Here is a 23,135-nt window from a genome sequence, read left to right on the forward strand (position 1 = left end):
TCGAGGCTGCCTACCTGATGAGCGGCCACTCCGCTCTGCTTCGTACCGCTCATGAGTTGGCGGGGACCTTTCAGCTGTTGATCGCGGCCAGCAGTTGCGGCGCCAATGCCTTCCGACACACCACCAGGTCGGGCAGGCGGGGGTCGGGCTGGTTGTATTCCAACGTAGTCCCGTCGATACGGGAAGCGTGCAAGCCCGTGGCGAGAGCCACAGCGACCGGGGCGGCGGAGTCCCACTCGTACTGTCCGCCCGCGTGGACGTAGGCGTCGACCGCCCCGTCGATGACCGCGGCGATCTTGGCGCCGGCCGAGCCCATCGGCACCAGCTCGATCGGCAGCTTCTCGGCCAGGTCGGCCAGCAGGGCCGGCGGGCGGCTGCGGGAGGCGGCCAGCCGGATCGGCTCGCCCAGCACGCCCGGCATCGGCGGGAACGGCGGCGGGACGTCGGTGCCGAGCACGCAGTGCTGGGCCGGCAGCGCCACCGCGCCGGCGACCAGACGGCCGGCATAAAGGGCCACATGCACGGCCCAGTCGGCCCGGCCCTCCTCGCCGAACTCGCGGGTGCCGTCCAGCGGGTCGACGATCCAGACGCGCTCGGCGCTCAGCCGGGCCGCGCTGTCGGCGCCCTCCTCGGAGAGCACCGCGTCGGCCGGGCGCCAGCGCGCCAGCTGGGCGACCAGGAACTCGTGCGAGAGCCGGTCGCCGGCCTTGCGCAGCGCGCCGGGGTCGGCATAGCCCATCTCCTCGCGCAGCTTCAGCAACAGGTCGCCGGCGCGCTGGGCCAGCCAGCGGGCGAACCCGCCGTCCGTGGCGGGTGGTAAGTCGGTCATCAGTACGCTCCAGCCCCTCGGGTCACCGCGCTCAACGTCCGCAGCATGATCACCAGGTCCAGGGAAAGCGACCAGTTCTCCACGTACTGCAGGTCGAGGCGGACCGCTTCGTCCCACGATAGGTCCGACCGTCCGGACACCTGCCAGAGGCCGGTCATCCCGGGCCGCACCGCCAGCCGGCGCCGGGCGTCGTCCGGATACACGGCGACCTCCTCGGGCAGCGGCGGGCGAGGCCCGACCAGTGACATGCTGCCGCCGATCACGTTGAGTAACTGTGGCAGCTCGTCGAGTGAAAACTTGCGCAGAAGCCGCCCGACGCGGGTGACCCGCGGGTCGTTGCGCAGTTTGAACAGCGCGCCGTCGACTTCGTTGAGGTGCCGCAGCTCGGCCAGGCGGGCTTCGGCGTCGATGTGCATGGTCCGGAACTTGAAGATCACGAACTCGTGACCGTCCTTGCCCACTCGTACCTGACGGAACAGTACCGGCCCAGCGGAGTCCATGCGAACCGCTAGCGCCAAGAGGGCCAACAAGGGGCTGGCGAGCACCAGGAGTACCGCCGCGCCCACCCGATCGACGAAGGACTTGACCAGTCGGCGGGCCCCGGTCAGGGTCGGGTGTTCGACGTGCAGCATCGGCAGGCCGTCCACCGGACGGATGGTCGTGCGACTGCCGGCCACGTCGATGAGGGTGCTGGCCACGATCAGGTCGATGTCGTCGCGCTCCAGGTGCCAGGCCAGCCGGCGCAGGGCGTGGCCGTCCAGCTCCGGGCAGGACAGGACGAGCACGGTGTCGGCCCGGGCCCGGCGGACCGCGCCCGCGATCTCGTCGAAGGTGCCCAGGACCGGCACGTCGGCGACCTCGCCGGCGGTGGGCAGGCACGCGCCGACGACTTTCAGGCCGTGGTACCGCTCGCGGTGCAACTGCCGCGCCATAGCCTCGACGGCGAGCTCGTGGCCGACCACCACCACCCGGCGCATGCAGGCGCCCCGGCTCTTGCGGGCCCGGTGCAGCAGCTTGCGCAGGACGAACCGGGCCAGCAGGCAGGCGAACGTCACCAACGGCAGGGCGATCACGAACCAGCCGCGGGCGATGCGGGTCTCGGTCGCGTAGGCCACGAACACGGTGGCGGCGGTCAGGGCCAGGCCGGCGCGCAGCACGCGCTGGTACTCGTCGGTGCCGACGAAGAGATGCCGCTTCTCGTACGCCCGGTTGGCCGCGAGGCTCGCGGTGAACGCGATCGGCAGGAGGGCCGACAGCAGCACGTACCAGCGGTTGTACGTCGTGAGGCCGTTGGAGAAGCGGGCCTGGAAGGCGATACCTCCCGCGATCAGGCCGATCGCGAAGTCCAGCACGAGCAGGGTGCGCAGGTAGCGCCCCTCCCACGCCCACCGCGCGCGGTGCCGGGACGCGCGTCCTCCCGGCTCGGGGGCGGCGGCCGGCTTCGTGTCGCGGGTCCTGACGAAGGGGGCGCCGCCCTGGACGGCGTCCTCGACCTGGGCGGCGAGCTCCGGGTCGACCTCGGCCGGCGGGACCGGGCCCGGCGCCGGCGAGACCGGGGCCGCGACCCGCGCCCGGGCGGGCTGCCCGGCCAGCGACCGGCGGTTGCCCAGGCGGGGACCGGTCGCGGGGCTCGGGCGGCGGCCGCGGGCCGGGACGGCCGGGCGGCCGTAGACCGGGGCCGGCTGGTGCACGATCGGCGTGACAGGGTTGGCGGCCGGCGGCTGGGCGGGGGGCGTCGACGCGGTCCTGACCGTGGGGGCGGCGGGCCGCCCGCCTGGGCTGCCCGGTTGGTCGTCCGGGGCGATCGCGCGCTCGCGCTGCTGGGACGGCGGGCGCGCCTCGCGGCGGACGTTCGGGACGCGCTCCTCGCGGCGGCCGGCAACGGCGTGCTCGTCGCGGCGGCCAGCAGCGGTGCGCTCCTCGCGGCGGCCGGTAACCGCGTGCTCCTCGCGGCGGCCAGCAGCGGTGCGCTCCTCGCGGCGGCCGGCAACCGTGTGCTCCTCGCGACGGGCGGCGGCCGTGCGTTCCTCGCGGGCGGTGACAACGGCGTGTTCCTCGCGGCGGGCGGCGCCGGGGCGGCCCTCGCGGCGGAGGTGGGCCGGCCGGTGAAAGCCTTCCCGAGCTCGCCCGCTGTCGATCGCCACGCCGCCTCCTCAAGGGGAACCGCTCCTTACGGTGCAACCTTGAGTACAACGTGCAAGTCAGACATTCGTCACGACACCGCACGCAGCGGAACGATTAGAGCAATGACCGCGATGTTCAGTCCGCGTGATACCGGTTCTGGGCCGCCTCGAGGCCCTGGTCGATGATCATCTCGACCGCGTCCGCGGCCCGGTCCACGAAGTAGTCGAGCTCCTTGCGCTCGACCGACGAGAAGTCGGACAGGACGAAGTCGGCGGGGTTCTGCCGGCCCGGCGGGCGGCCGACGCCGAAGCGCACCCGCAGGTAGTCCTTGCCGCCCAGCGAGCTCGACATCGAGCGCAGGCCGTTGTGGCCGCCCTCGCCGCCGCCCTGCTTGAGGCGCAGCTGGGTCCAGGCGATGTCCAGCTCGTCGTGGACCGCGACGACCCGCTCCCGCGGCACCTTGTAGAACTGGGCCAGCCCGGCCACCGGGCCGCCCGAGAGGTTCATGAAGGTCAGCGGCTTGACCAGCACCAGGCGCGGGCCGCCGACGCGCAGCCGGCCCTCGGCCACGTCGGCCACCATCCGGCGGTGCTTGCCGAAGCGCAGGCCGGCCCGCTGGGCGAGCAGGTCCACGACCATGAAGCCGACGTTGTGGCGGTGCCGGGCGAAATCCGGCCCGGGGTTGCCCAGGCCGACGACCAGCCACGGCGCGGCGTCCGTCACGCGTGCCTCCTCGCACGATGAAGGCCGCGGCCACCGTTCCCGGCGGTCCGCGGCCTCACTCGTTCCAGATTGATCAGGCCTCGGCGGCGGCCGTCTCGGCCTCGGCGCCGGCCTCACCCTCGGCCTCGACCGTCGCGGTCGGCGCCGCGGTGATGACCGCGATGACCAGCTCGCCGTCGGCGGCGAGCTCGACGCCGGCCGGGAGCTTGACGTCGGCCGCGGTGACGTGGCTACCCGCCCCCAGGCCCTCGATCGAGGCCTCGAGGTGCTCGGGCAGCTTGGTCGCGTCGGCCAGGACGGACAGCGTGCTGCTCTCGTGCATGATCAGCGTGTCACGGGCCGCCTCGCCGGTCAGCTGGACCGGGATGTCGACGGTGACCTTCTCGCCGCGGCGGACCACGAGCAGGTCCACGTGGTCGAAGGTGTCCTTGATCGGGTCACGCTGGATCGCCTTCGGCAGGGCCAGGGCGGCGCTGCCGTCGGAGATCTCGATGTTGAAGACCTGGGTCATGCCGCCGTGACGGATGGCCGCGGCGAACTCACGGGCAGGGAGGGCGATGTGGCGGGGCTTCTCGCCGTGGCCGTACAGCACGGCGGGCACCTTGCCGGCCCGGCGCGTGCGGCGGGCACCACCCTTGCCGAACTCGGTGCGGGGCTCGGCGCTGATCTTTACCTCGGACACGACAAAACTCCTGATGCGGTTGTGCGGCGGGCACCGGCCGGCGCGACCGGTAACAGTTGTCTTGGTGCGGCGCTCGGGCGAGGGGGCGCACGGGGCACAAGCCCGGAGCACCGCGTCGATCACGGAGCCCGCTCGGCCGTCATGCCGGTCCCTGTGTGGCCGCCGGGGTGGCAACCACCCGGCAGTCATAAAGGAACCGCACGCCCGGCCCGTGGGAGCACCCTCGCCGTGGCAACCGCACTATCTTACCCAAGCCCGGAAGGGCATCTAACACCCTCCCCGCCTGGATGTGCGAATCACGCTCCGTCAGCCGTAGCTTCGCTCCACGTGGGGACTCCACCGGAGAACCGGGCGGGAGGCCAGCCCAACCGAAAGGCCGTCCCTCCACTGGAGGAACGGCCTTTCGGCGGGCTGGCTCAGCCGGAGACGTTTCTGATGGCGGGAATTACGACAGACCGCCGAAAAGGGTCGTTACGGAGCCGTCGTCGAAGACCTCGCGGATGGCCCGGGCCAGCAGCGGGGCGATGGACAGCTGGGTGATCTTCTCCACCTTGCGGTCGGCCGGCAGCGGAAGCGTGTTGGTCACCACGACCTCGCTGATCCGGCTGGCGTCGAGCCGCTCGCAGGCCGGGTCCGACAGCACCGGGTGGGTGGCGGCAACCACGACGTCGGCGGCCCCCTCGTTGAAGAGGATGTCGGCCGCGCTGACGATCGTGCCGCCGGTGTCGATCATGTCGTCGACGATCAGGCAGACCCGGCCCTCGACCTCGCCGACGACCCGGTTGGCCACCACCTGGTTGGGCTTGCTGGGGTCGCGGGTCTTGTGGATGAAGGCCAGCGGGCAGCCACCCAGCCGGTCGGTCCAGCGCTCGGCCACCCGCACCCGGCCGGAGTCGGGGGCGACCACGGTGATCGGCCGCCCCGCGTACTTCGCGTCGATGTGGTCGGCCAGCGTGTTCATGGCGAACAGGTGGTCGACCGGCCCGTCGAAGAAGCCCTGGATCTGTGCCGTGTGCAGGTCGACGGTGAGGATCCGGTTGGCCCCGGCCGTCTTGAGCAGGTCGGCGATCAGCCGGGCCGAGATCGGCTCGCGGCCGCGGTGCTTCTTGTCCTGCCGCGCGTACGGGTAAAACGGCAGCACGACCGTGGTGCGCTTGGCCGAACCGCGCTTGAGCGCGTCGACCATGATGAGCGTCTCCATCAGCCAGTCGTTGATCGGCGAGACCATCGACTGGACTACGAACGCGTCCGAACCGCGGACGGACTCGCGGTACCGGATGAAGATCTCACCGCTGGCGAAGTCGTAGGCGTCCATCGGGGTCGGGTCGACCCCGAGCCCGGCGCCGATCTCCTCGGCCAGCGCGGGGAACCCCCGGCCGGAGAAGAGCATGAGGTTCTTGCGGTTCTCCGAACTGATGCTGGCCATTGGGGTTGCCCGCTCCCGATCTCGTGGTTGCGCTCATTGTTCGTCGCGCGGACTCGATTCAGCCACCTGACCGGCCTCGGCGTGGTTTTCTTCACGTGCCAGGGCCCCCCTGGCCGCCTCGGCGGCGGCGGTGCCAGCCCGCTTGCGCTCTACCCAGCCCTCGATGTTGCGCTGCGTGGCGCGGGAGACGCCGAGCGCACCGGGCGGGATGTCCTTGACGATCACGCTGCCGGCGGCGGTGTAGGCTCCGTCACCCACGTGCACCGGGGCGACGAACATGTTGTCCGCGCCGGTGCGGGCGTGGGCGCCGATCACCGAGCGCTGCTTGCGCACGCCGTCGTAGTTGACGAAGACGGTGGCCGCGCCGATGTTGGTGTGCTCGCCGATGGTGGCGTCGCCGACGTAGGACAGGTGCGGGACCTTGGCCCCCTCGCCGAGCGTCGCCGCCTTGGTCTCCACGAACGTGCCGACCTTCGACTTGCGACCCAGCTGGGAGCCGGGACGCAGGTAGGCGAAGGGCCCGACGGAGGCCTGCGGGCCGATCTCGGAGGAGACGGCGTGGGTGCGCACGACCGCGGCGCCCGGGCCGACCACCACGTCGATGAGCGAGGTGTCGGGGCCGATCACGGCGGCCTCGCCGATGCTGGTCGCCCCGCGCAGGTGGGTGTTGGGCTCGATCACCGCGTCGCGCTCGAGCGTCACGGTGACGTCGATCCAGGTCGTGGCCGGGTCGATGATGGCCACCCCGGCCCGCATCCACTCGTCGTTGATCCGGTCGCGCATGAGCGCCCGCAGGCCGGCCAGCTCCGCCCGGTCGTTGGCGCCGAGGGTCTCGGTGGCGTCGGGGGCGCGGTGCGCGACGACCGGGGCGCCGGCCGCGGCCAGCATGCCGATGACGTCGGTGAGGTACTCCTCACCCTGGTCGTTGTTCGTGGAGAGCTTCCCCAGCATCTCCCGCAGCGCGGCCGCCTCGAAGACGTAGGCGCCCGAGTTGATCTCGCGAATGGCCCGCTGGCCGGGTGTCGCGTCGCGCTCCTCGACGATCGCCGCGAACTCGCCGCCCTGGTCGCGCACGATGCGCCCGAGGCCGGTGGGGTTGTCGACCTCGGCCGTCAGCACGGTGGCCGACGCGTTGGCGGTCTCGTGGGCGTGCACCAGCGCGGCGAGGGTCTCGGCCCGCAGCAGCGGGATGTCGCCGTTGAGCACCACCACGGTGCCGGACAGCTCGGGACTGGCGTCCAGCGCGATGCGCACGGCGTGGCCGGTCCCCCGCTGCTCGGTCTGGGTGACCGGCACCGCCTCGGAGGCCACCTGGGCGAGGTGCTCGCGGACCTGGTCGCCCCCGTGCCCCACCACCACCGTCACCGTGCCGCTGCCCAGGAACGGCTGGGCCGCGGCCAGCACGTGCCCGAGCAGCGTGCGGCCGAGCAGGGGGTGCAGGACCTTGGGAACCGACGACTTCATCCGCTTGCCTTCGCCGGCGGCCAGGATGATCACGTTTCTCACGGAAGGCTCCTCGACGGTGTCGGTGCGCCTCATCGTAGTCAGGTGGCTGGGGTGCCTGGATTCGAACCAGGACTGCGAGGCTCCAAAGGCCTGCGGGCTGCCGTTACCCCACACCCCAATCGCGCGCGCACCCGAAGCCTAGCTTGCGCGTCGATTCCTTTTGTCCCCAGGGCAACGTTCCCTCACCTTGTCTCACCCTGGAGACGATTTGGCCGATCACGTCAGGGCAAAGGACCGACGAAGATCACACGACGCGGCGCGTAATCGGCTTGACACGAGCTTCGTATGGCCAACCTACGCCCCCGTAAGTTACGGTGACGTAGGCGTAGCTCCGCCGGCGACACATTCCTTGAGAGGTGCCATGTCCGTTTCGGTCCTTGACCCCGCGCCCACCGACAGCCCCAATCACGGGCCCAAGCCACTTACCGAGGGCAAGCAGCACCCCGGCATCATCGTGGCGCTGTGGGGCTTCGTGATCCTGCCGTTCGTCGCGCTGGTGGCCGCCGTCCCGGTCGCCTGGGGATGGGGCCTGAGCTGGCTCGACGTCGTCATCGGCGGCGTGTTCTACGTCATCGGCGGCCTGGGCATCGGGACCGGATTCCATCGCTACCTCACCCACGGCTCCTTCAAGGCCAATCGCGGCCTGCGCATCGCGCTCACCATCGCCGGGAGCACCGCGATCGAGGGCAACCCGACGCAGTGGGTCGCCGACCACCGCCGCCACCACGCCTTCTCCGACCGCGAGGGCGACCCGCACTCGCCGTGGCGCTTCGGGGAGTCCTTCGGCGGCCTGGTGAAGGGCCTGGTCTACGCGCACCTGGGCTGGCTGTTCTTCCGCGAGCTGTCCAACCGCGAGCGCTTCGCCCCCGACCTGATGGCCGACAAGGACATCCAGCGCATCGACAAGGCGTTCCCGCTGATCGTCACCCTGTCGGCCACCCTGCCCGCGATCATCGCCGGCCTGGTCACCTGGTCGTGGCAGGGCGCGCTGTCGGCGTTCTTCTGGGCCGGCCTCGTCCGCATCGGCCTGCTGCACCACGTCACCTGGTCGATCAACTCGATCTGCCACGTGTACGGCGAGCGGCCGTTCGAGACCCGCGAGGGCGACCGGGCCACCAACTTCTGGCCGCTGGCGATCCTGTCCTTCGGCGAGAGCTGGCACAACCTGCACCACGCCGACCCCACCTCCGCCCGCCACGGGGTGGACCGGGGCCAGATCGACATCAATGCGCGGCTCATCTGGATCTTCGAGAAGCTGGGCTGGGCCACCAACGTCCGCTGGCCGAAGCGCGACCGGCTCGACGCCAAGCGCATCGGGGCTGGCACGATGAACGGGTGACCGAGAGCCCGGAGGACCACGAACAGCCGAGGCCACCCACGCCGCCGCCGTCGATCTCGACCAAGTCGCGGGTGCGGATGTCCTCCGCCCAGCGCCGCGAGCAGCTCATTTCCATCGGTCGTGCGCTCTTCGCCGAGCGGGGCTTCGACGCCACCTCCATCGAGGAGGTGGCGTCGCGGGCGAAGGTCTCCAAGCCGGTGGTCTACGAGCACTTCGGCGGCAAGGAGGGTCTCTACGCGGTGGTGGTGGACCGTGAGGTCCGCGCCCTGCTGGAGCGCATCACCAACGCGCTGACCGCCGGCCACCCGCACGAGCTGCTCGAGCAGGCCGCGCTGGCCCTGCTGGACTACATCGAGGCGGAGACCGACGGATTCCGGGTCCTCGTGCGCGAGTCGCCGGTGATGTCGCCGACGGGCAACTTCATGAGCGTGCTCAACGACGTGGCCCACCAGGCCGAGCACATCCTCGGCGCCGAGTTCAAGCGCCGCGGCTTCGACCCCAAGCTCGCCGAGCTGTACTCCCAGGCGCTGGTCGGCATGGTCGCGCTCACCGGCCGGTGGTGGCTGGAGGTGCGCAAGCCCAAGAAAGAGGTCGTGGCCGCGCACCTGGTCAACCTGGCGTGGAACGGCCTGTCCAACATGGAGGGCAAGCCGACCCTGGTCACCCGGTCCGGCAAATGAAGCACGGGCTCGGGTAGGCGCTAGGGCCGGCCAACAAAAGAGCGGCAGGCGCCGACGCCTGCCGCTCGCGAAGCAGCGCTCGTTACGCCGCGTGGGCGTGGGGGCGGTGCTCCTCGGCCGTCGAGCCGACCCGGTCGTAGAGGCTCGCGGTGCCGATCACGCCGGCCAGGATGAAGGTGACGATCACGTTCACCATCGAGAAGGCGAAGATGTTCGCCTCGGTCTGCATCACGGCCAGCGAACCCATGCCGACGATGGTCAGGAGAACACCGGCCAGCTGGTTGATCTGGTGGGCGACGTTGCGGCCAATCACGTTCGCGCCGAGGACGACCACGCCGGCGATGATGGACAGCAGCGCGAAGGCCGGGTTGGTGCGCAGGCCAAGGGCCCACTCGGTCTCGTCGCGGGTGAAGAACGGGGCGCCGGAGGTCTGCACGAAGCCGACCACGCCAAAGACCAGCATGTAAAGGCCTGCCGCCGCGCTGAGCAGCCGGTACAGCGGCCGGAGGTGATGGTTGATCGGGAAGTGAGACGCCATGAGGGAATCTTAGGATGCGCTCAGCCGGCGATCTCGGCCAGGGCGAGCCATTGCTCCTCGATTTCGGTCTTCTCCTGCTGCACGACCCGCAGCTGGGCGTCCAGCTCGGTGATCTTCGCGTAGTCGGTGGCGTGCTCGGCCAGCTGGGCGTGCAGCGCATCCTCCTTCTGGCTCAGCCGGTCGATGCTGCGCTCGAGCTTGGCCAGCTCCTTGCGCGCGGCCCGCTGGTCCTTCTCGCTGGCCCGCAGGTCGGCGCCGCGCTCGGCCGAGGCGGACGAAGCCGAGGCGGAAGAAGCCGAGCCAGCAGGAGCGGCGGCCGAAGACGAGGACGGCGCGAAGCCCGAGGAGGCCGAGACATGGGTCAGGTACTCGTCGACGCCGCCGGGCAGGTGCACCAGCCGGCCGTCGCCGTGCATGCCGTAGACGGTGTCGGCGACGCGCTCGACGAGGTACCGGTCGTGGCTGGCCACCACCAGCGTCCCCGGCCACGTGTCCAGGAGGTCCTCGAGCGCGGCCAGCGTGTCGATGTCGAGGTCGTTGGTCGGCTCGTCGAGCAGCAGCACGTTCGGCTCGGTGGCCAGCAGGCGCAGCAGCTGCAGCCGGCGCCGCTCGCCGCCGGAGAGGTCGGACACCGGGGTCCAGACCCGCGCGCCGGTGAAGCCGAAGACCTCGGCCAGCTGGGCGGCCGACAGCTCGCGGTCGCCGAGCTTGACCCGCTTGGCGACCTCCTCGACCGCCTCCAGCAGGCGCAGGTCGTTGGGCAGCTCGTGCAGCTCCTGGGACAGGAACGCGGCGCGCACCGTGGTGCCGCGAAGCACCCGGCCGCCGTCGGGCTCGCGGATGCCGGCCAGCACGCGCAGGAGCGTGGTCTTGCCGGCCCCGTTGGCGCCGAGGATGGCGATCCGGTCGCCCGGGCCGACGATCCAGTCCGCGCCGTCGAGCAGGGTCCGCTCCCCCGCCTGCAGGCGCAGCCCGTCGAGCTCGTACACCTGCTTGCCCAGCCGGGTCACGGCGAGGCGCTGCAGGGAGACGGTGTCGCGGGCCGGCGGGACGTCGGCGATGAGCGCGTTGGCCGCGTCGATGCGGAACTTGGGCTTGCTGGTGCGGGCCGGCGGGCCGCGGCGCAGCCAGGCGATCTCCTTGCGCAGGAGGTTCTGCCGGCGGGCCTCGGTCTCGGCGGCCACCCGCACGCGCTCGGCCCGGGCGAGGGTCCAGGCCGCGTAGCCGCCCTCGTAGGAGCGCACGGTCGCGTCGGCGACCTCCCACGTGCTCGTGCACACCGCGTCGAGGAACCACCGGTCGTGGGTGACCACGATGAGCGCGCCGCGGCGCTGCAGCAGGTGCCGGGCCAGCCAGGCGATGCCGGCCACGTCGAGGTGGTTGGTCGGCTCGTCCAGGATGAGCAGGTCGGCCGGGCGGACCAGCAGCGCGGCGAGCGCGATGCGGCGCCGCTCGCCGCCGGACATCGGCCCGACGGGGGCGTCCAGGCCGAGGTGCGGCATGCCCAGGCCGTTGAGCACCGTGCGAACGCCGGCGTCGCCCGCCCACTCGTGCTCCGCCGCGAAGCCGGCCGGCAGCCACGCCGTGCCGACGATGACGTCCCGGACCGACGCCGAGGGCGGCAGGTCGAGGCGCTGCGGGAGGGCGGCCACGCGCAGGTCCCGCCGGTGGGTGACCCGGCCCTCGTCCGGCTCCTCGGCCTTGGTGAGCATGCGCAACAGGGTCGTCTTGCCGGCCCCGTTGAGCCCGACGATGCCGATCCGGTCGCTGTCGTCGATGCCGAGCGAGACCTCGTCGAAGATGCGCCCGGCGGGGTACGTCTTGGAGACCTTGTCGAGGTTGACGATGTTGGCCACTACAGGACCCTCGCTCCCGGGACCGGGCCGACGGCGGTGCGCACCGCGCGGCAGCACTGGCGCTCCTCCAGGTCGGCGGCGATGAGCGCGGCGTGCCGGCCGTCCTCGGCCAGGAAGACGCAGGTCGGGCCGGAGCCGGAGATCAGCCCGGCCAGCGCGCCCGCCTCGATGCCGGCGTCGAGCACCTGCTGCAGCTCGGGGCGCAGGTGCAGGGCGGCCGCCTGCAGGTCGTTGGCCAGCTCGCCGGCGAGCACCTCGGGGTTGCGCTGGCGCAGGGCCACCATCAGCCCGTCGGGCGGGCCGGCGTTGGTGCGCCCGCCGAGCTCGTCGAAGGCCCGGTACACCACCGGCGTCGACAGCCCCTCCTCGGCGACGGCCAGCACCCAGTGCCAGGTGTGCCCGCCCGTGAGGATCGGGCTGACGAGCTCGCCGCGGCCGGTGCCCAGGGCCGTACCCCCCAGGACCAGGAAGGGAATGTCGGAGCCCAGCGTGGCGGCCACCACGGCCAGGTCGTCGCGGGACATGCCGGTCCCCCACAGCTGGTCGCAGGCCACCAGCGCGGCCGCGGCATCGGCGCTGCCGCCGGCCAGGCCGGCCGCGATGGGGATCTGCTTCTTCAGGTGCAGCCGGGCGTGCGGGTCGTGACCGGTCTCGGCGGCCAGCGCCCGCACCGCCCGCATGACGAGGTTGTCCTCGCCGAGGGACAGCTCGCCGGTGCCCTCGCCCTCCATGGTGAGCGTCAGCGTGTCGCCGCGGCGCGCGGTGATCTCGTCGTAGAGGCCGATCGCGTGGTACACGGTGGTCAGCTCGTGGTAGCCGTCGGGCCGGGTGGGGCCGACGTGCAGATGGAGGTTGATCTTCGCGGGCACGCGCACTCGGACCGGTCCGTGCGCGGCGAGGCGCGGCCGGTCGAACTCCTCGTCCTCGGAGAAGAGCGGCTCGGTCACTGCTGCACCCTACCCGGACGCCTCGGCCGTGCGGCGCTGGCTCGCGATGCGCGTGAAGTCATCCACCGTGAGCTGCTCGCCGCGCAGCCCGGGGTCGATCCCGGCCGCCCGCAGGATCCGCTCGGCCTCGGCCGGTCCCCCCGCCCAGCCGGCGAGCGCACCGCGCAGGATCTTGCGCCGCTGGGCGAACGCGGCGTCCACGACGGCGAAGGTGTCCGACCTATCCGATCTATGGGTCTGATGTACGGTAAATCCGACCAAACCCGACTCAACGTTCGGGACGGGCCAGAAGACCGAGGCCGGCACCTTGCCCGCCTGGTGCGCGGTCGCATACCAGGCCAGCTTCACGCTCGGCACGCCGTAGACCCGCGACCCCGGGCCGGCGGTGAGCCGGTCGGCCACCTCCTTCTGCACCATCACCAGCCCCCGCCGCAGCGAGGGCACGGTCGCCAGCAGGTGCAGCACGACCGGGACCGCGACGTTGTACGGCAGGTTGGCCACCAGCGCCGTCGGCGCGTGCCCGCCGAGGTCGACCCGCAGCGCGTCCCCCGCCACGACGGTGAGCCGGTCGGCGTGCTCCGGGGCGAACTTGGCCACGGTCTCCGGCAGCGCCGCGGCCAGCGGCGGGTCGATCTCGACCGCGCAGACCCGGTTCCCGTGCTCGAGCAGCGCCAGGGTGAGCGAGCCCAGCCCCGGCCCGACCTCGAGCACCACGTCGTCGGGGGCGAGCTCGGCGGCGCGCACGATCCGGCGCACGGTGTTGGGGTCGTGCACGAAATTCTGCCCGAGCTGCTTGGTGGGGCGGATGCCGAGCCGCTCCGCCAGCTGCCGCACGTCGGCCGGGCCGAGCAGGCTCACGTCCAGCGTCCGAAGGCTCGTTCGCCGTTGGCCGACAGCGCGGCGCACAGCGCGTCCAGATCGTGCCCGGTGACCTCGGCCAGCGCGCGCACGGTCACCGGAATGAGGTACGAGGCGTTGGGCCGGCCGCGAAACGGCATCGGGGTGAGGAACGGCGCGTCGGTCTCCACCAGCAGCCCGTCCAGCGGGGTGATGGCGGCGGCCCGGCGCAGGTGGGCGGCGTTGCCGAAGGTCACCGTGCCGGCGAAGCTGAGCAGGAAGCCGCGGTCCAGGCACTCCCGGGCGAACTCCTCGTCGCCGGAGTAGCAGTGCATGACCACCTGGTCGGGCGCGCCCTCCTCGTCGAGCACGGCCAGCACGTCGGCGTGCGCGTCCCGGTCGTGGATGACCAGCGTCTTGCCGTGCCGCTTGGCGATCGCGATGTGGGCGCGGAAGCTCTCGTGCTGCGCTTTGCGCCCCTCCTCGCCGGTGCGGAAGTAGTCCAGCCCGGTCTCGCCGATGCCCCGCACCCGCGGGTCGGCGGCCAGGCGCTCGATCTCGCGCAGCGCGGCGTCGAGGTCGTGCTGGCGCGGCGCGTCGTTGGGGTGCAGCGCCACGGTGGCCACCACGGCCGGGTGCCGCTGGGCCACCTCGACCCCCCAGCGCGACGACTCGACGTCCACCCCGACCTGCACGAGCCGGTCGATGCCGGCCGCCGCGGCCCGGGCGATGGCGTCCTCGACGGTGGCCGGGCCCCCGCTGTCGCCCTCTTCGAGCGTGATGTCTATGTGGGTGTGGCTGTCCGGCACGGCGACCGGCAGCGCTTCGGGCGCCGGAGGGAAGCTTCCCTGGCGGCTGTGTTTTCTCGCACTCATCGGCGTCAAGCATGCCACCCTCGGTTCGCAGTTAACCCTGCGTTTACCGCCCGAAAACCACCCGGCCCTAGCGTCGCCCAAGTGACGGTAATCGGACACGCGGAGGGGTCCGCGACCCACAGCGTGACGATCGACGGGGTCGCGTATCCGGCCGAGGAGATCGCACAGGGCGCGGCCTACGAGGTATACGCCACCCACTCGGCCCCGGGCTTCCTGCCCAATCCCCGGCCGGGGGCGAAGTGGCCGTACCGCCGCTTCGTCCACGCCACGGAGGTCACCTCGGCCCTCGACGGCCTGGAGGACGAGCCGCTGCTGATGCCGGTCACCCGGGCGCTGGACTGGGCCACCATCCACCGCCTGAGCCAAACCCCGTCGGCCGCCGCCGCGCTCGCCCCGATCCGCCGCACCGCGGTCCTGCGCCGGGGCACCCGAATGATCAAGTTCCTCTCCGCGCGGCAGCTGCAGGGGTACCTCAAGGGCTGGCCGATCAGCGGCTTCTGCTACCGCGCCTTCGACGTGGCCCACTTACGCACCCCCGAGGACCTGGCCATCCTGTCCGGCGACTCCAGCGGCGACGTGGTCTTCGCCGTGCGCTGGCGCGCCGTGGACGCCCACGACTACGACGTCCCGCTGGCCGACACCTACCCCGGCCTGGTCACGATGCCGCCGCACGACCGCCTCGGCCCGCCGGTGATCGGCACCGGCTTCGCCCCGAGCGGCCGGCACATCGTCCCCGAGTTCGTCACCACCGACCTGGCCGAGCTGCCGATGCCCGCGAACACCTCGCTGGTCGCCTACACGGGGGACGGGACCGAGGTGACGTTGTACACGTTCCTGCCGGAGCAGCGGGCCTGGAGCCGCATGCACGGCCCGCAGTGGCGCCACCTGGTGCCGGGCCAGTCCGACCAGGAGTACTTCCCGGTCAGCCCGCCCCTGACCCGCTACATCGGCAGCTACCGCGAGAACGTCTTCGAGGCGATCGTGGACCCGCCGGGCGAGTTCCGGGTGGCCGCCAAGACCCGCGCCGCCCGCTACCCCCTGGAGTCCCTGGCCCGCCGCGTCCCCCGCGCCACCTGGCGCGACGCCCGCTGCACGGTCATCCGCCAGGAGGGCGACTGGCTGCGCCTTCGCCTGTCCCGCCCCGACGGCGACCAGGTCGCCCGCCTCGGCGCCCACTGCGTCGAGCGCGGCCTGTACGAGGCGTGGGCGCCGGCCAACGAGGTGGCCGACGCCCACGAGAGCGATCACTGGTACCAGCTCTAGCTCTGCAGCCGTGCGAGTTCCTCTTCCACGATGGACTCGTCAAGCTTCTTGAAGACCGGGGTGGGGGCCTCGAGCTTCGTGCCCGGGGCGATGGCCACGTGCTCCCACTTGGTGCCGACCGTGTAGTCGCCGGTCAGGATCGGGTAGGTCAGCCCGTTGTCCAGGTCCTCGACCTCGCGGATCTCGGGCATCGGGGCGTGGACGCCGGTGCCGCCCAGCAGCTCGTGGATGCGCTGCGCGGCGTGGGGCAGGAACGGGGTCAGGAGGGTGTTGCAGTCCTGCACGGCCTGCAGCGCCACGTGGAGGACCGTGCCCATGCGGGCCTTGTCCTCCTTCAGCTTCCACGGCGCCTGGTCGGAGAAGTACTTGTTGACCTCGCCCACCACGCGCATGGCCTCGGTGATGCCGGCCTTCTGGCGGTGCTTGCCGAGCAGCTGGCCGACCGTGTCGAAGCCCGCCCGCACCGCGGCGAGCAGGGTCTGGTCCTCCGCCGTGAGCTCACCCGCCGCCGGGATCTCGCCGAAGTTCTTGGCGGCCATGGAGATGGAGCGGTTGACCAGGTTGCCCCAGCCGGCGACCAGCTCGTCGTTGTTGCGCCGGCGGAACTCCGACCAGGTGAAGTCGGTGTCGTTGGACTCCGGGCCGGCGACGGCGATGAAGTACCGCAGGGCGTCGGCGTCGTAGCGCTCCAGGAAGTCCCGCACGTAGATGACCACGCGGCGGGAGGAGGAGAACTTCTTGCCCTCCATCGTCAGGTACTCCGAGGAGACCACCTCGGTCGGCAGGTTCAGCCCGCCCAGGGCCTGCGGCTTCGGGCCGGAGTAGCCGAGCAGGATCGACGGCCAGATCACCGAGTGGAAGACGATGTTGTCCTTGCCCATGAAGTAGTACCCCTCGGACTCGGGGTCCTGCCACCACTTCCGCCAGGCCTCGGGGTCGCCCGACCGGCGGGCCCACTCGATCGAGGCCGACAGGTAGCCGATCACGGCGTCGAACCAGACGTAGATCCGCTTGTCGTCGCGGTTCTTCCAGCCCTCCAGCGGGATCGGCACGCCCCACTCCAGGTCCCGGGTGATGGCCCGGGGCTGCAGGTCGTCGATGAGGTTGCGGGAGAACTTGAGCACGTTGGGGCGCCAGCCCTCGCGCGTGTCGAGCCAGGCGTTGAGCTGCTCGGCGAACGCGGGCAGGTCGAGGAAGAAGTGCTCGGTCTCGACGAACTCCGGGGTCTCCCCGTTGATCCTCGAGCGCGGGTTGATCAGCTGGTCCGGGTCGAGCTGGTTGCCGCAGTTGTCGCACTGGTCGCCGCGGGCGCTGTCGTAGCCGCAGATCGGGCAGGTGCCCTCGATGTAGCGGTCGGGCAGCGTGCGGCCGGTCGACGGGGAGATCGCGCCGAGCGTCGTCTTGGCGATGATGTACCCGTTGTCGTACAGGCCCTGGAACAGCTCCTGGACGACCTGGTAGTGGTTGCCGGTGGTGGTACGGGTGAACAGGTCGTACGTCAGCCCCAGGCCGTGCAGGTCCTCGACGATGACCCGGTTGTAGCGGTCGACCAGCTCGCGCGGGCTCACGCCCTCGGCGTCGGCCTGGACCTGGATCGGCGTGCCGTGCTCGTCCGTGCCCGACACCATCAGCACGTCGTGCCCGGCCATCCGCATGTAGCGGCTGAAGACGTCGGAAGGCACCCCGAATCCGGACACGTGACCGATGTGTCGCGGCCCGTTGGCGTAAGGCCAGGCGACCGCGGTGAGAACACGACTCATGAGCTAGAAGCGTAGTGAACCGCCAGGGCCTTCAGCGAACAGGTTGTTTATCCCGACACGCGACCCACGTCCGAAATGTTGGCGATCGCCCGTTGTCCAATGAAAACGTGAACGAACTGCCCGCCCGGCGGGGGTGGCGAGGCGAGGCCGCGGGGATACCGCCGGCCCGGGCCCTGGTGCCGACCGCCGCAGCCGTACCTGCCCTGGAGTCCGCTTCCGAGGGCGCGGAGCCCTTCCCGCTCTGGCCCACCACGAGCACCCTGACCCTGCACGAGGAAGCCCCGGTACCTCCCGCGCCGGGCCCTTCGCCTTCGGCGCCGGATCCTTCGCGTTCGGTGCCGAGCCCTTCACGTTCGGTGCTGGACCGCCAGGCGCCCTCGGTGGTGGACCGCGAGGTGGAGGCGGCGCATGCGGCCGGCCGTACCGCGGTCCTCGACCACCTCGCCGGCAAGGCAGAGCAGTGGCCGCCTCCGGCGATGCGCGCGATGCGGCAGCCGCGCGACGAGCGCCGCTCGGCGCCCCCGCGCCGGGCCCGCCGCCCGAAGCGCACCCGCCCACCCCGGGGCCCGCTGGCCGGCCTGACCGCGATGCTGCTCATCGCGCTGCTGGCCGGGTTCTTCGCGTGGACCAGCGCGGAGCCCTTCTGGCTGGACATGGGCCACGGCGTGAAGGGCACGGCCGAGGTCACCGCCTGCCAGGGCACGGGCCTGCTGCGCCGCTGCCGGGCCGACTTCGCCGCCCCGGGCCGCGAGACCGTGGACGGCGCGAGGCTGATGGGCCTGGACGGCGCCACGGGCGCGTCGGTGACGGCAGAGATGCTGCCGGGCGGCCGGGTCGCGTACGCCGGCAACCCCTCGGGCCTGCGCGTGCGCTGGGCGGCCGGGCTGGGCCTGATCGTGCTGTGCGGGGTGATGCTGGCCTGGCTGACGGGCGCGTGGCGCTTCGCCCGACTGCGGGAGCGCCTCACGGCCTGGCTGCTGACCGCCGCGTCCCCGATCGCCCTGAGCGCCGCCATCGTGCTGGCCACCCGCTGACGAACGAACCAGCCAAAGTCGGCCGTTGTACCGATAAGTCGGGCCTCCTTCGTCAGCCACGACTTATCGCATTTATGCCCTGTCAGGTTATATGTCCGAAATGTCGGGCCGACGAAGGAGGCCCGACATTTCGCGTTAAAGCCCCAAGGACCGCATAACGCACCGCGTTCCTACATGACCGTGGCCGCCCGCTCCGCCGCGTCGAAGGCTCGGTTGTAGCGGATCACCATCTCCGCGCCCACCGCCTCGTGATCCTCGCCCGCGAACACGCGCCGGGCGCCGTCCAAATACACCGTCCGGTACGCGGCCACGAAGGTCGCGGCCGCGAACCGCTCCGGCAGGCCCACCACAACGCCGCGCTCCGCCGCCAGCAGGCCCGCCAGCAGTTCCTCCAGCTCCTGCACGTACTCCCGCACCCGGGCCAGCAGCGCCGGCGAGCCGGTCACCACGGCCCAGAAGTGGACGTAGGTGGGTTGGGCGTACCCGCTCATCGGGTGCCGCCGGGCCAGCAGATCCAGCACCAGGGTGCGCACGGCCGCGAGCACCCCCACTCCCGCCGCCCGGCCCCGCACGGCCGCGGTCACCAGGTCGGTCAGCTCCTCGAGACGATCGAGGAACAGGTCCTCCTTGCGCGGGAAGTAGTTGAAGACCGTCTTTGGCGAGACGCCCGCCTCCGCGGCCACCTCCGTCACGGTCACCGCGTCGAAGCCGCGGCGGATGAACAGGCCGCTCGCCACATCGGAGATCAACTGACGCGTCTCGCGCTTCTTCTGCTCCCGCAGGCCCATGGCGAAAACTCTAGTTGATGAAAACTTACTGTCACAGTAGATTTATAGTGACAGCACGAACTGGGGGAGGAACGCATGGACGTCGTGGTTGCGGGGGCCGGGCCGGTCGGGCTGATGCTCGCGTGCGAGCTGGCGCTGGCCGGGGTGGACGTCACGGTGCTGGAGCGCCGGACCGAGATCGATCCGACGATCAAGGCGGGCTCGCTCAACAGCCCGACCATCGAGGCGCTCGACCGCCGGGGCCTGACCCCGGCGGTGCAGGAGGCGGCCGCCTTCAACATGCAGGCCTTCGCCGCCAAGGGCCGGGCACCGGGCGGCAAGCGGTTCGCCGGGCACTTCGGCGGGCTCATGATCGACGGCGACCTGCTCGCCCGGGACGACCCCGGGCTGGCCGCCGCGGCCGCCCGCGGGGCGCTCGCCCTGGTCAGCCAGCAGCAGCTGGAGGCCATCCTGGAGCGGCGGGCCCTGGAGCTGGGCGTGGACCTGCGCCGCGGGGTCCGGCTGACCGGGTTCGCCGACGACGGCGACGTGGTCTCGATCACCACCGACCGGGGGCCGCTCACGGCCCGGTGGCTGGTCGGCTGCGACGGCGGCCGGAGCCTGGTGCGCAAGCACGCCGGCTTCGAGTTCCCCGGCACACCGGCGGAGATCACGGCGTACCAGGCGATGGCCGACCTGGAGGGTGCCGAGGGCCTGCCGGGCGGCTGGCACGCCACCGGCACCGGCGTGTATGTCCTGGGCCCGGTGCCCGGCCGGGTGCTGGTCGCCGAGTTCACCGGGACGCCGCCCGACCGGACCGCGGCGGTCACCGAGGAGGAGCTGGAGGGCGCCATCCGGCGAGTGATCGGCAAGGACATCACCGTCACGGGCATCCGCACGGCCACACGGTTCACCGACAACGCCCGCCAGGCCACCGCGTATCGCAAGGGCCGGGTCCTGCTGGCCGGCGACGCCGCGCACGTGCACTCCCCGTTCGGCGGCCAGGGCCTGAACCTGGGCATCGGCGACGCGATGAACCTCGGCTGGAAGCTCGCCGCCGTCGCGCGCGGCGACGCGTCGCAGCGCCTGCTCGACACCTACACCGCGGAGCGGCACCCGATCGGCGCCTGGGTGCTGGACTGGACCCGCGCCCAGATCGCCATCATGCGGCCGGACCCGCACGCCCGGGCGCTGCGGGCGGTCGTGGCCGGCCTGGCTGGCACGACGGACGGCGCCACCTACCTGGCCACCCGCCTCGCCGGCGTCTGGCAGGGCTACGACCTGCCGGGCGAGCACCCGCTGATCGGCCGCCCCGCCCCCGACCTGGAGCTCTCCGACGGCAGGCGGCTGGCCGAGCACCTCCACGACGGCAAGGCGCTCCTGATCAACACGAAGCTCCAGGGGTACGGCCACGCCTGCGCCGAAGGCGCGACGAAACTGCTCGTCCGCCCCGACGGATACGTGGCCTGGGCGTCGGAGACCGACGACATCGACGAGGCGGCCTACTTGTTCGCGATGACGGCCGCGTAGACGTCCCGCTTGGCCAGGCCGTGACGCTTGGCCACCTCCAGGGTCGCCGCCTTGCGATCGGCGCCGGCGGCGACCAGGGCGGCCACCTCGGCGGCCAGCGCCGCGTCGGTGGGCCGCTCGGCCGCGGTCTCCGGAGCGCCGGCCACCACGAGCGTGATCTCGCCGCGGGCCGACTCGGCGTCGGCGGCCAGCGACGCGAGGGTGCCGCGGCGGATCTCCTCGTAGGTCTTGGTGAGCTCCCGGCACAGCGCCGCCGGCCGGTCCTCGCCGAAGGCCAGCGCCAGGTCCTGCAGCGTGTCGGCGATGCGGTGCGGCGACTCGAAGAACACCAGGGTGCGCGGCTCGGCCGCCAGCGCGGCGAAGTACGCCCGCCGCTCCCCCGGCCGCCGCGGCGGGAAGCCCTCGAAGCAGAACCGGTCGCACGGCAGCCCGGAGACCGCCAGGGCCGTCACCACCGCGCTCGGGCCCGGGGCGGCGGTCACCGGCACGCCGCGCGCGATCGCCGCCCGCACCAGCCGGAAGCCAGGGTCGGAGACGCTGGGCATGCCGCCGTCGGTGACCACGGCGATGGTCAGCCCCTCGGCGAGCAGGTCGGCCAGCTCCGGGGTGCGCCGCTCCTCGTTGCCCTCGAAGTAGCTCACCAGCCGGCCCTTGATCTCCACGCCGAGCTGCTGGGCGAGGCGGCCCAGCCGGCGGGTGTCCTCGGCGGCGATCACATCGGCCGTCGCAAGCGTTTCACGCAAGCGCGGCGACGCGTCCTCGACATTTCCCAGCGGGGCTCCGAGCAGAATCAACGGCACATGTGCGATGGTGGCATCCCTCGCCCTACGATCGCCCAATGACCTCGGGTGTGCTGACCCAAGCAAGCGAGCCGGAGAGCCCCGTTGCCGAGCCGGCCCTGCGCGCGGTGCCCGACATCGTCCGCAAGCGGCTCGCCCGGCCGCCCCGCGGTGGGCTGAACTTCTGGCTGGTCGCGGCGCTGATCACGGGCGTCGGGCTGGTCCTGCGCCTGGTCAACCTGGCGCACCCCAAGGACGTCATCTTCGACGAGGTCTACTACGCCAACGAGGCGCAGGACCTCCTTCAGCGCGGGGTCGAGTGGAACCCCGAGGACAACACGCCGCAGTACGTCGTGCACCCGCCCCTCGGCAAATGGATGATCGGCCTCGGCGAGCAGCTCTTCGGGTACAACTCCTTCGGCTGGCGCATCTCGGCGGTCACCGTCGGCGCGATCTCCATCCTGCTGATCGTCATCGCGGCGTACCGCCTCTTCCGCTCCACCATCCTGGCCGGCACCGCGGGTCTGCTCATGTCGCTGGACGGCATGCACTTCGTGCTCTCCCGCGTGGCCCTGCTCGACATCTTCCTGATGTTCTGGATCGTGGTGGCGTTCTTCTTCCTGGTGCTGGACCGCGAGCAGCGCCGGGCCCGGCTGCTGCGGGCCCTGGAGGACGGCTACGACCCCGAGAAGCCCGGCCCGCGCCTCAGATTGGGCTTCCGGTGGTACCGCCTGCTGTGCGCGATATCACTGGGCCTCGCCTGCGGCGTCAAGTGGAGCGGCGTCTACTACGTGCTGATCTTCGCGATCGCCATGGTGCTGTTCGACATGAGCGCCCGGCGCAGCGCCGGTTTCAAGCACTGGGTCGCCGAGGGCATCTGGAGCGACGGCGCCGGCTGGTTCCTCGCCACCATCGGCGTCGCGGTGGTCGTCTACCTCAACTGCTGGTGGGGCTGGTTCCTCTCCGACAACGGCTACTTCCGGCACTGGTACGCCGAGTCCAACGGCCTGCCCCACGACCGGCCCATCGACCCGCTGATCAACCTGTGGCACTACCACCGGGAGGCCTACAACTTCCACACCGGGCTGAGCACGAAGCACCAGTACCAGTCCTGGCCCTGGCAGTGGCTCCTGCTGGGCCGCCCGGTGGCCTTCTACTGGGACCAGTCCGGGTCGTGCGGCGCGGCCACCTGCGCCTCCGAGATCCTGCTGCTCGGCACGCCGCTGCTGTGGTGGTCGTTCCTGCCGGCGCTGGTGGCCCTGGGCTGGCTGGCGATCGCCCGCCGCGACGGCCGGGCCTGGCTGATCATGGCCGGCGCGCTCACCGGCATCCTGCCGTGGTTCAACGAGATGCCCGAGCACCGCACGATGTTCTACTTCTACGCGCTGCCGGCCGAGCCGTTCCTCGTCCTGGCCGTCGTCTACGTGCTCGGCGCGATCATCGGCCCGTCCCGGCGGCTGCGCCCCGACAGCGACCACCGTTTGGTCGGCGCGGTCGTGGCCGGGGCATACGTGCTGCTGGTCGCCGCCTGCTTCGCCTATTTCTACCCGATCTACTCGGGAATGGACATTTCATACACGGACTGGTTCGCCCGCATGTGGCTTGGGTCTCGCTGGGTGTAATCCCGCCTGAGGAGTGGG

General features: G+C 71.8%; 20 protein-coding genes and 1 tRNA gene. 6 read left to right on the forward strand and 15 right to left on the reverse strand.

The features are described from left to right. Window positions 1–70: 70 nt before the first annotated feature. The 7 genes from AB0M46_RS28970 to AB0M46_RS29000 form a co-directional block, all read right to left on the reverse strand. Window positions 71–829: a 3'(2'),5'-bisphosphate nucleotidase CysQ gene (locus tag AB0M46_RS28970; RefSeq protein WP_363340961.1), complete on the reverse strand. Its 759-nt coding sequence runs from the start codon at window positions 827–829 to the stop codon at window positions 71–73. Further along, on the reverse strand, window positions 829–2,973 hold the full coding sequence (locus AB0M46_RS28975; RefSeq protein WP_363340963.1) for an exopolysaccharide biosynthesis polyprenyl glycosylphosphotransferase: 2,145 nt from the start codon (window positions 2,971–2,973) through the stop codon (window positions 829–831). The genes AB0M46_RS28970 and AB0M46_RS28975 overlap by 1 nt, the downstream gene beginning before the upstream one ends. Before the next feature lie 115 nt (window positions 2,974–3,088). Then, the gene (gene pth, locus AB0M46_RS28980) at window positions 3,089–3,676 is read right to left on the reverse strand and encodes an aminoacyl-tRNA hydrolase (protein WP_363340965.1); all 588 of its coding nucleotides are present in this window, start codon (window positions 3,674–3,676) and stop codon (window positions 3,089–3,091) included. A gap of 73 nt (window positions 3,677–3,749) precedes the next feature. Then, window positions 3,750–4,358, reverse strand: a complete 609-nt coding sequence (locus AB0M46_RS28985) for a 50S ribosomal protein L25/general stress protein Ctc (RefSeq protein ID WP_363340967.1) — start codon at window positions 4,356–4,358, stop codon at window positions 3,750–3,752. A gap of 445 nt (window positions 4,359–4,803) precedes the next feature. Then, window positions 4,804–5,784 (reverse strand): ribose-phosphate diphosphokinase, encoded by a 981-nt coding sequence (locus tag AB0M46_RS28990; RefSeq protein ID WP_363340969.1) that lies wholly within the window; start codon window positions 5,782–5,784, stop codon window positions 4,804–4,806. 33 nt (window positions 5,785–5,817) lie between these two features. Beyond that, window positions 5,818–7,323 carry a bifunctional UDP-N-acetylglucosamine diphosphorylase/glucosamine-1-phosphate N-acetyltransferase GlmU gene (gene glmU, locus AB0M46_RS28995; RefSeq protein WP_363340971.1) on the reverse strand — a complete coding sequence of 502 codons (1,506 nt, stop codon included), beginning with the start codon at window positions 7,321–7,323 and terminating at the stop codon, window positions 5,818–5,820. 10 nt (window positions 7,324–7,333) lie between these two features. After that, a tRNA-Gln gene (locus AB0M46_RS29000) sits at window positions 7,334–7,408 on the reverse strand. A gap of 243 nt (window positions 7,409–7,651) precedes the next feature. On the opposite strand from AB0M46_RS29000, the gene AB0M46_RS29005 reads away from it, so the two are divergent. Both AB0M46_RS29005 and AB0M46_RS29010 read left to right on the forward strand, forming a co-directional pair. After that, window positions 7,652–8,629 (forward strand): acyl-CoA desaturase, encoded by a 978-nt coding sequence (locus AB0M46_RS29005; protein WP_363340973.1) that lies wholly within the window; start codon window positions 7,652–7,654, stop codon window positions 8,627–8,629. A 77-nt stretch (window positions 8,630–8,706) separates the two neighbouring features. Continuing rightward, window positions 8,707–9,309, forward strand: a complete 603-nt coding sequence (locus tag AB0M46_RS29010) for a TetR/AcrR family transcriptional regulator (RefSeq protein WP_363341017.1) — start codon at window positions 8,707–8,709, stop codon at window positions 9,307–9,309. An 82-nt stretch (window positions 9,310–9,391) separates the two neighbouring features. Here the strand turns inward: AB0M46_RS29010 and AB0M46_RS29015 are convergent, their stop codons facing one another. From AB0M46_RS29015 to AB0M46_RS29035, 5 genes are read right to left on the reverse strand one after another with little or no spacing between them, the layout of a single operon-like run. Then, window positions 9,392–9,847, reverse strand: coding sequence for a DUF4383 domain-containing protein (locus AB0M46_RS29015; protein WP_363340975.1), 456 nt, complete (start codon window positions 9,845–9,847; stop codon window positions 9,392–9,394). A 20-nt stretch (window positions 9,848–9,867) separates the two neighbouring features. Further along, window positions 9,868–11,703, reverse strand: a complete 1,836-nt coding sequence (locus tag AB0M46_RS29020; protein ID WP_363340977.1) for an ABC-F family ATP-binding cassette domain-containing protein — start codon at window positions 11,701–11,703, stop codon at window positions 9,868–9,870. Continuing rightward, window positions 11,703–12,650 (reverse strand): 4-(cytidine 5'-diphospho)-2-C-methyl-D-erythritol kinase, encoded by a 948-nt coding sequence (locus AB0M46_RS29025; protein ID WP_363340979.1) that lies wholly within the window; start codon window positions 12,648–12,650, stop codon window positions 11,703–11,705. Before AB0M46_RS29025 ends, AB0M46_RS29020 begins: the two co-directional genes overlap by 1 nt. A gap of 9 nt (window positions 12,651–12,659) precedes the next feature. After that, the gene (gene rsmA / locus AB0M46_RS29030; protein ID WP_363341019.1) at window positions 12,660–13,514 is read right to left on the reverse strand and encodes a 16S rRNA (adenine(1518)-N(6)/adenine(1519)-N(6))-dimethyltransferase RsmA; all 855 of its coding nucleotides are present in this window, start codon (window positions 13,512–13,514) and stop codon (window positions 12,660–12,662) included. Next, window positions 13,505–14,362: a TatD family hydrolase gene (locus AB0M46_RS29035; RefSeq protein ID WP_363340981.1), complete on the reverse strand. Its 858-nt coding sequence runs from the start codon at window positions 14,360–14,362 to the stop codon at window positions 13,505–13,507. Before AB0M46_RS29035 ends, rsmA begins: the two co-directional genes overlap by 10 nt. 81 nt (window positions 14,363–14,443) lie before the next feature. On the opposite strand from AB0M46_RS29035, the gene AB0M46_RS29040 reads away from it, so the two are divergent. Next, window positions 14,444–15,625 carry a hypothetical protein gene (locus AB0M46_RS29040; protein ID WP_363340983.1) on the forward strand — a complete coding sequence of 394 codons (1,182 nt, stop codon included), beginning with the start codon at window positions 14,444–14,446 and terminating at the stop codon, window positions 15,623–15,625. On the opposite strand, the gene metG is transcribed toward AB0M46_RS29040, so the two are convergent. Further along, window positions 15,622–17,385: a methionine--tRNA ligase gene (metG, locus tag AB0M46_RS29045; protein WP_363340985.1), complete on the reverse strand. Its 1,764-nt coding sequence runs from the start codon at window positions 17,383–17,385 to the stop codon at window positions 15,622–15,624. The genes AB0M46_RS29040 and metG overlap by 4 nt on opposite strands. Before the next feature lie 107 nt (window positions 17,386–17,492). Between metG and AB0M46_RS29050 the strand changes: the two genes are divergently transcribed. After that, complete coding sequence (locus tag AB0M46_RS29050; RefSeq protein ID WP_363340987.1) at window positions 17,493–18,419, forward strand: hypothetical protein; 927 nt, start codon at window positions 17,493–17,495, stop codon at window positions 18,417–18,419. A 170-nt stretch (window positions 18,420–18,589) separates the two neighbouring features. Here the strand turns inward: AB0M46_RS29050 and AB0M46_RS29055 are convergent, their stop codons facing one another. Beyond that, window positions 18,590–19,207 (reverse strand): TetR/AcrR family transcriptional regulator, encoded by a 618-nt coding sequence (locus AB0M46_RS29055; protein WP_363340989.1) that lies wholly within the window; start codon window positions 19,205–19,207, stop codon window positions 18,590–18,592. A gap of 75 nt (window positions 19,208–19,282) precedes the next feature. Between AB0M46_RS29055 and AB0M46_RS29060 the strand changes: the two genes are divergently transcribed. Continuing rightward, a complete protein-coding gene (locus tag AB0M46_RS29060; protein WP_363340991.1) occupies window positions 19,283–20,716 on the forward strand; it encodes an FAD-dependent monooxygenase in 1,434 nt (477 codons plus the stop codon). Here AB0M46_RS29060 and rsmI read toward each other — a convergent pair. After that, the gene (rsmI, locus tag AB0M46_RS29065; RefSeq protein ID WP_363341021.1) at window positions 20,689–21,525 is read right to left on the reverse strand and encodes a 16S rRNA (cytidine(1402)-2'-O)-methyltransferase; all 837 of its coding nucleotides are present in this window, start codon (window positions 21,523–21,525) and stop codon (window positions 20,689–20,691) included. The two genes, AB0M46_RS29060 and rsmI, sit on opposite strands and share 28 nt — an antisense overlap. Before the next feature lie 29 nt (window positions 21,526–21,554). On the opposite strand from rsmI, the gene AB0M46_RS29070 reads away from it, so the two are divergent. Continuing rightward, entirely contained in the window at window positions 21,555–23,117 is a 1,563-nt protein-coding gene (locus AB0M46_RS29070; protein WP_363340993.1) for a phospholipid carrier-dependent glycosyltransferase, read from the forward strand. Window positions 23,118–23,135: the final 18 nt, after the last annotated feature.

Source organism: Dactylosporangium sp. NPDC051485, assembly GCF_040682015.1.
Taxonomy (GTDB): domain Bacteria; phylum Actinomycetota; class Actinomycetes; order Mycobacteriales; family Micromonosporaceae; genus Dactylosporangium.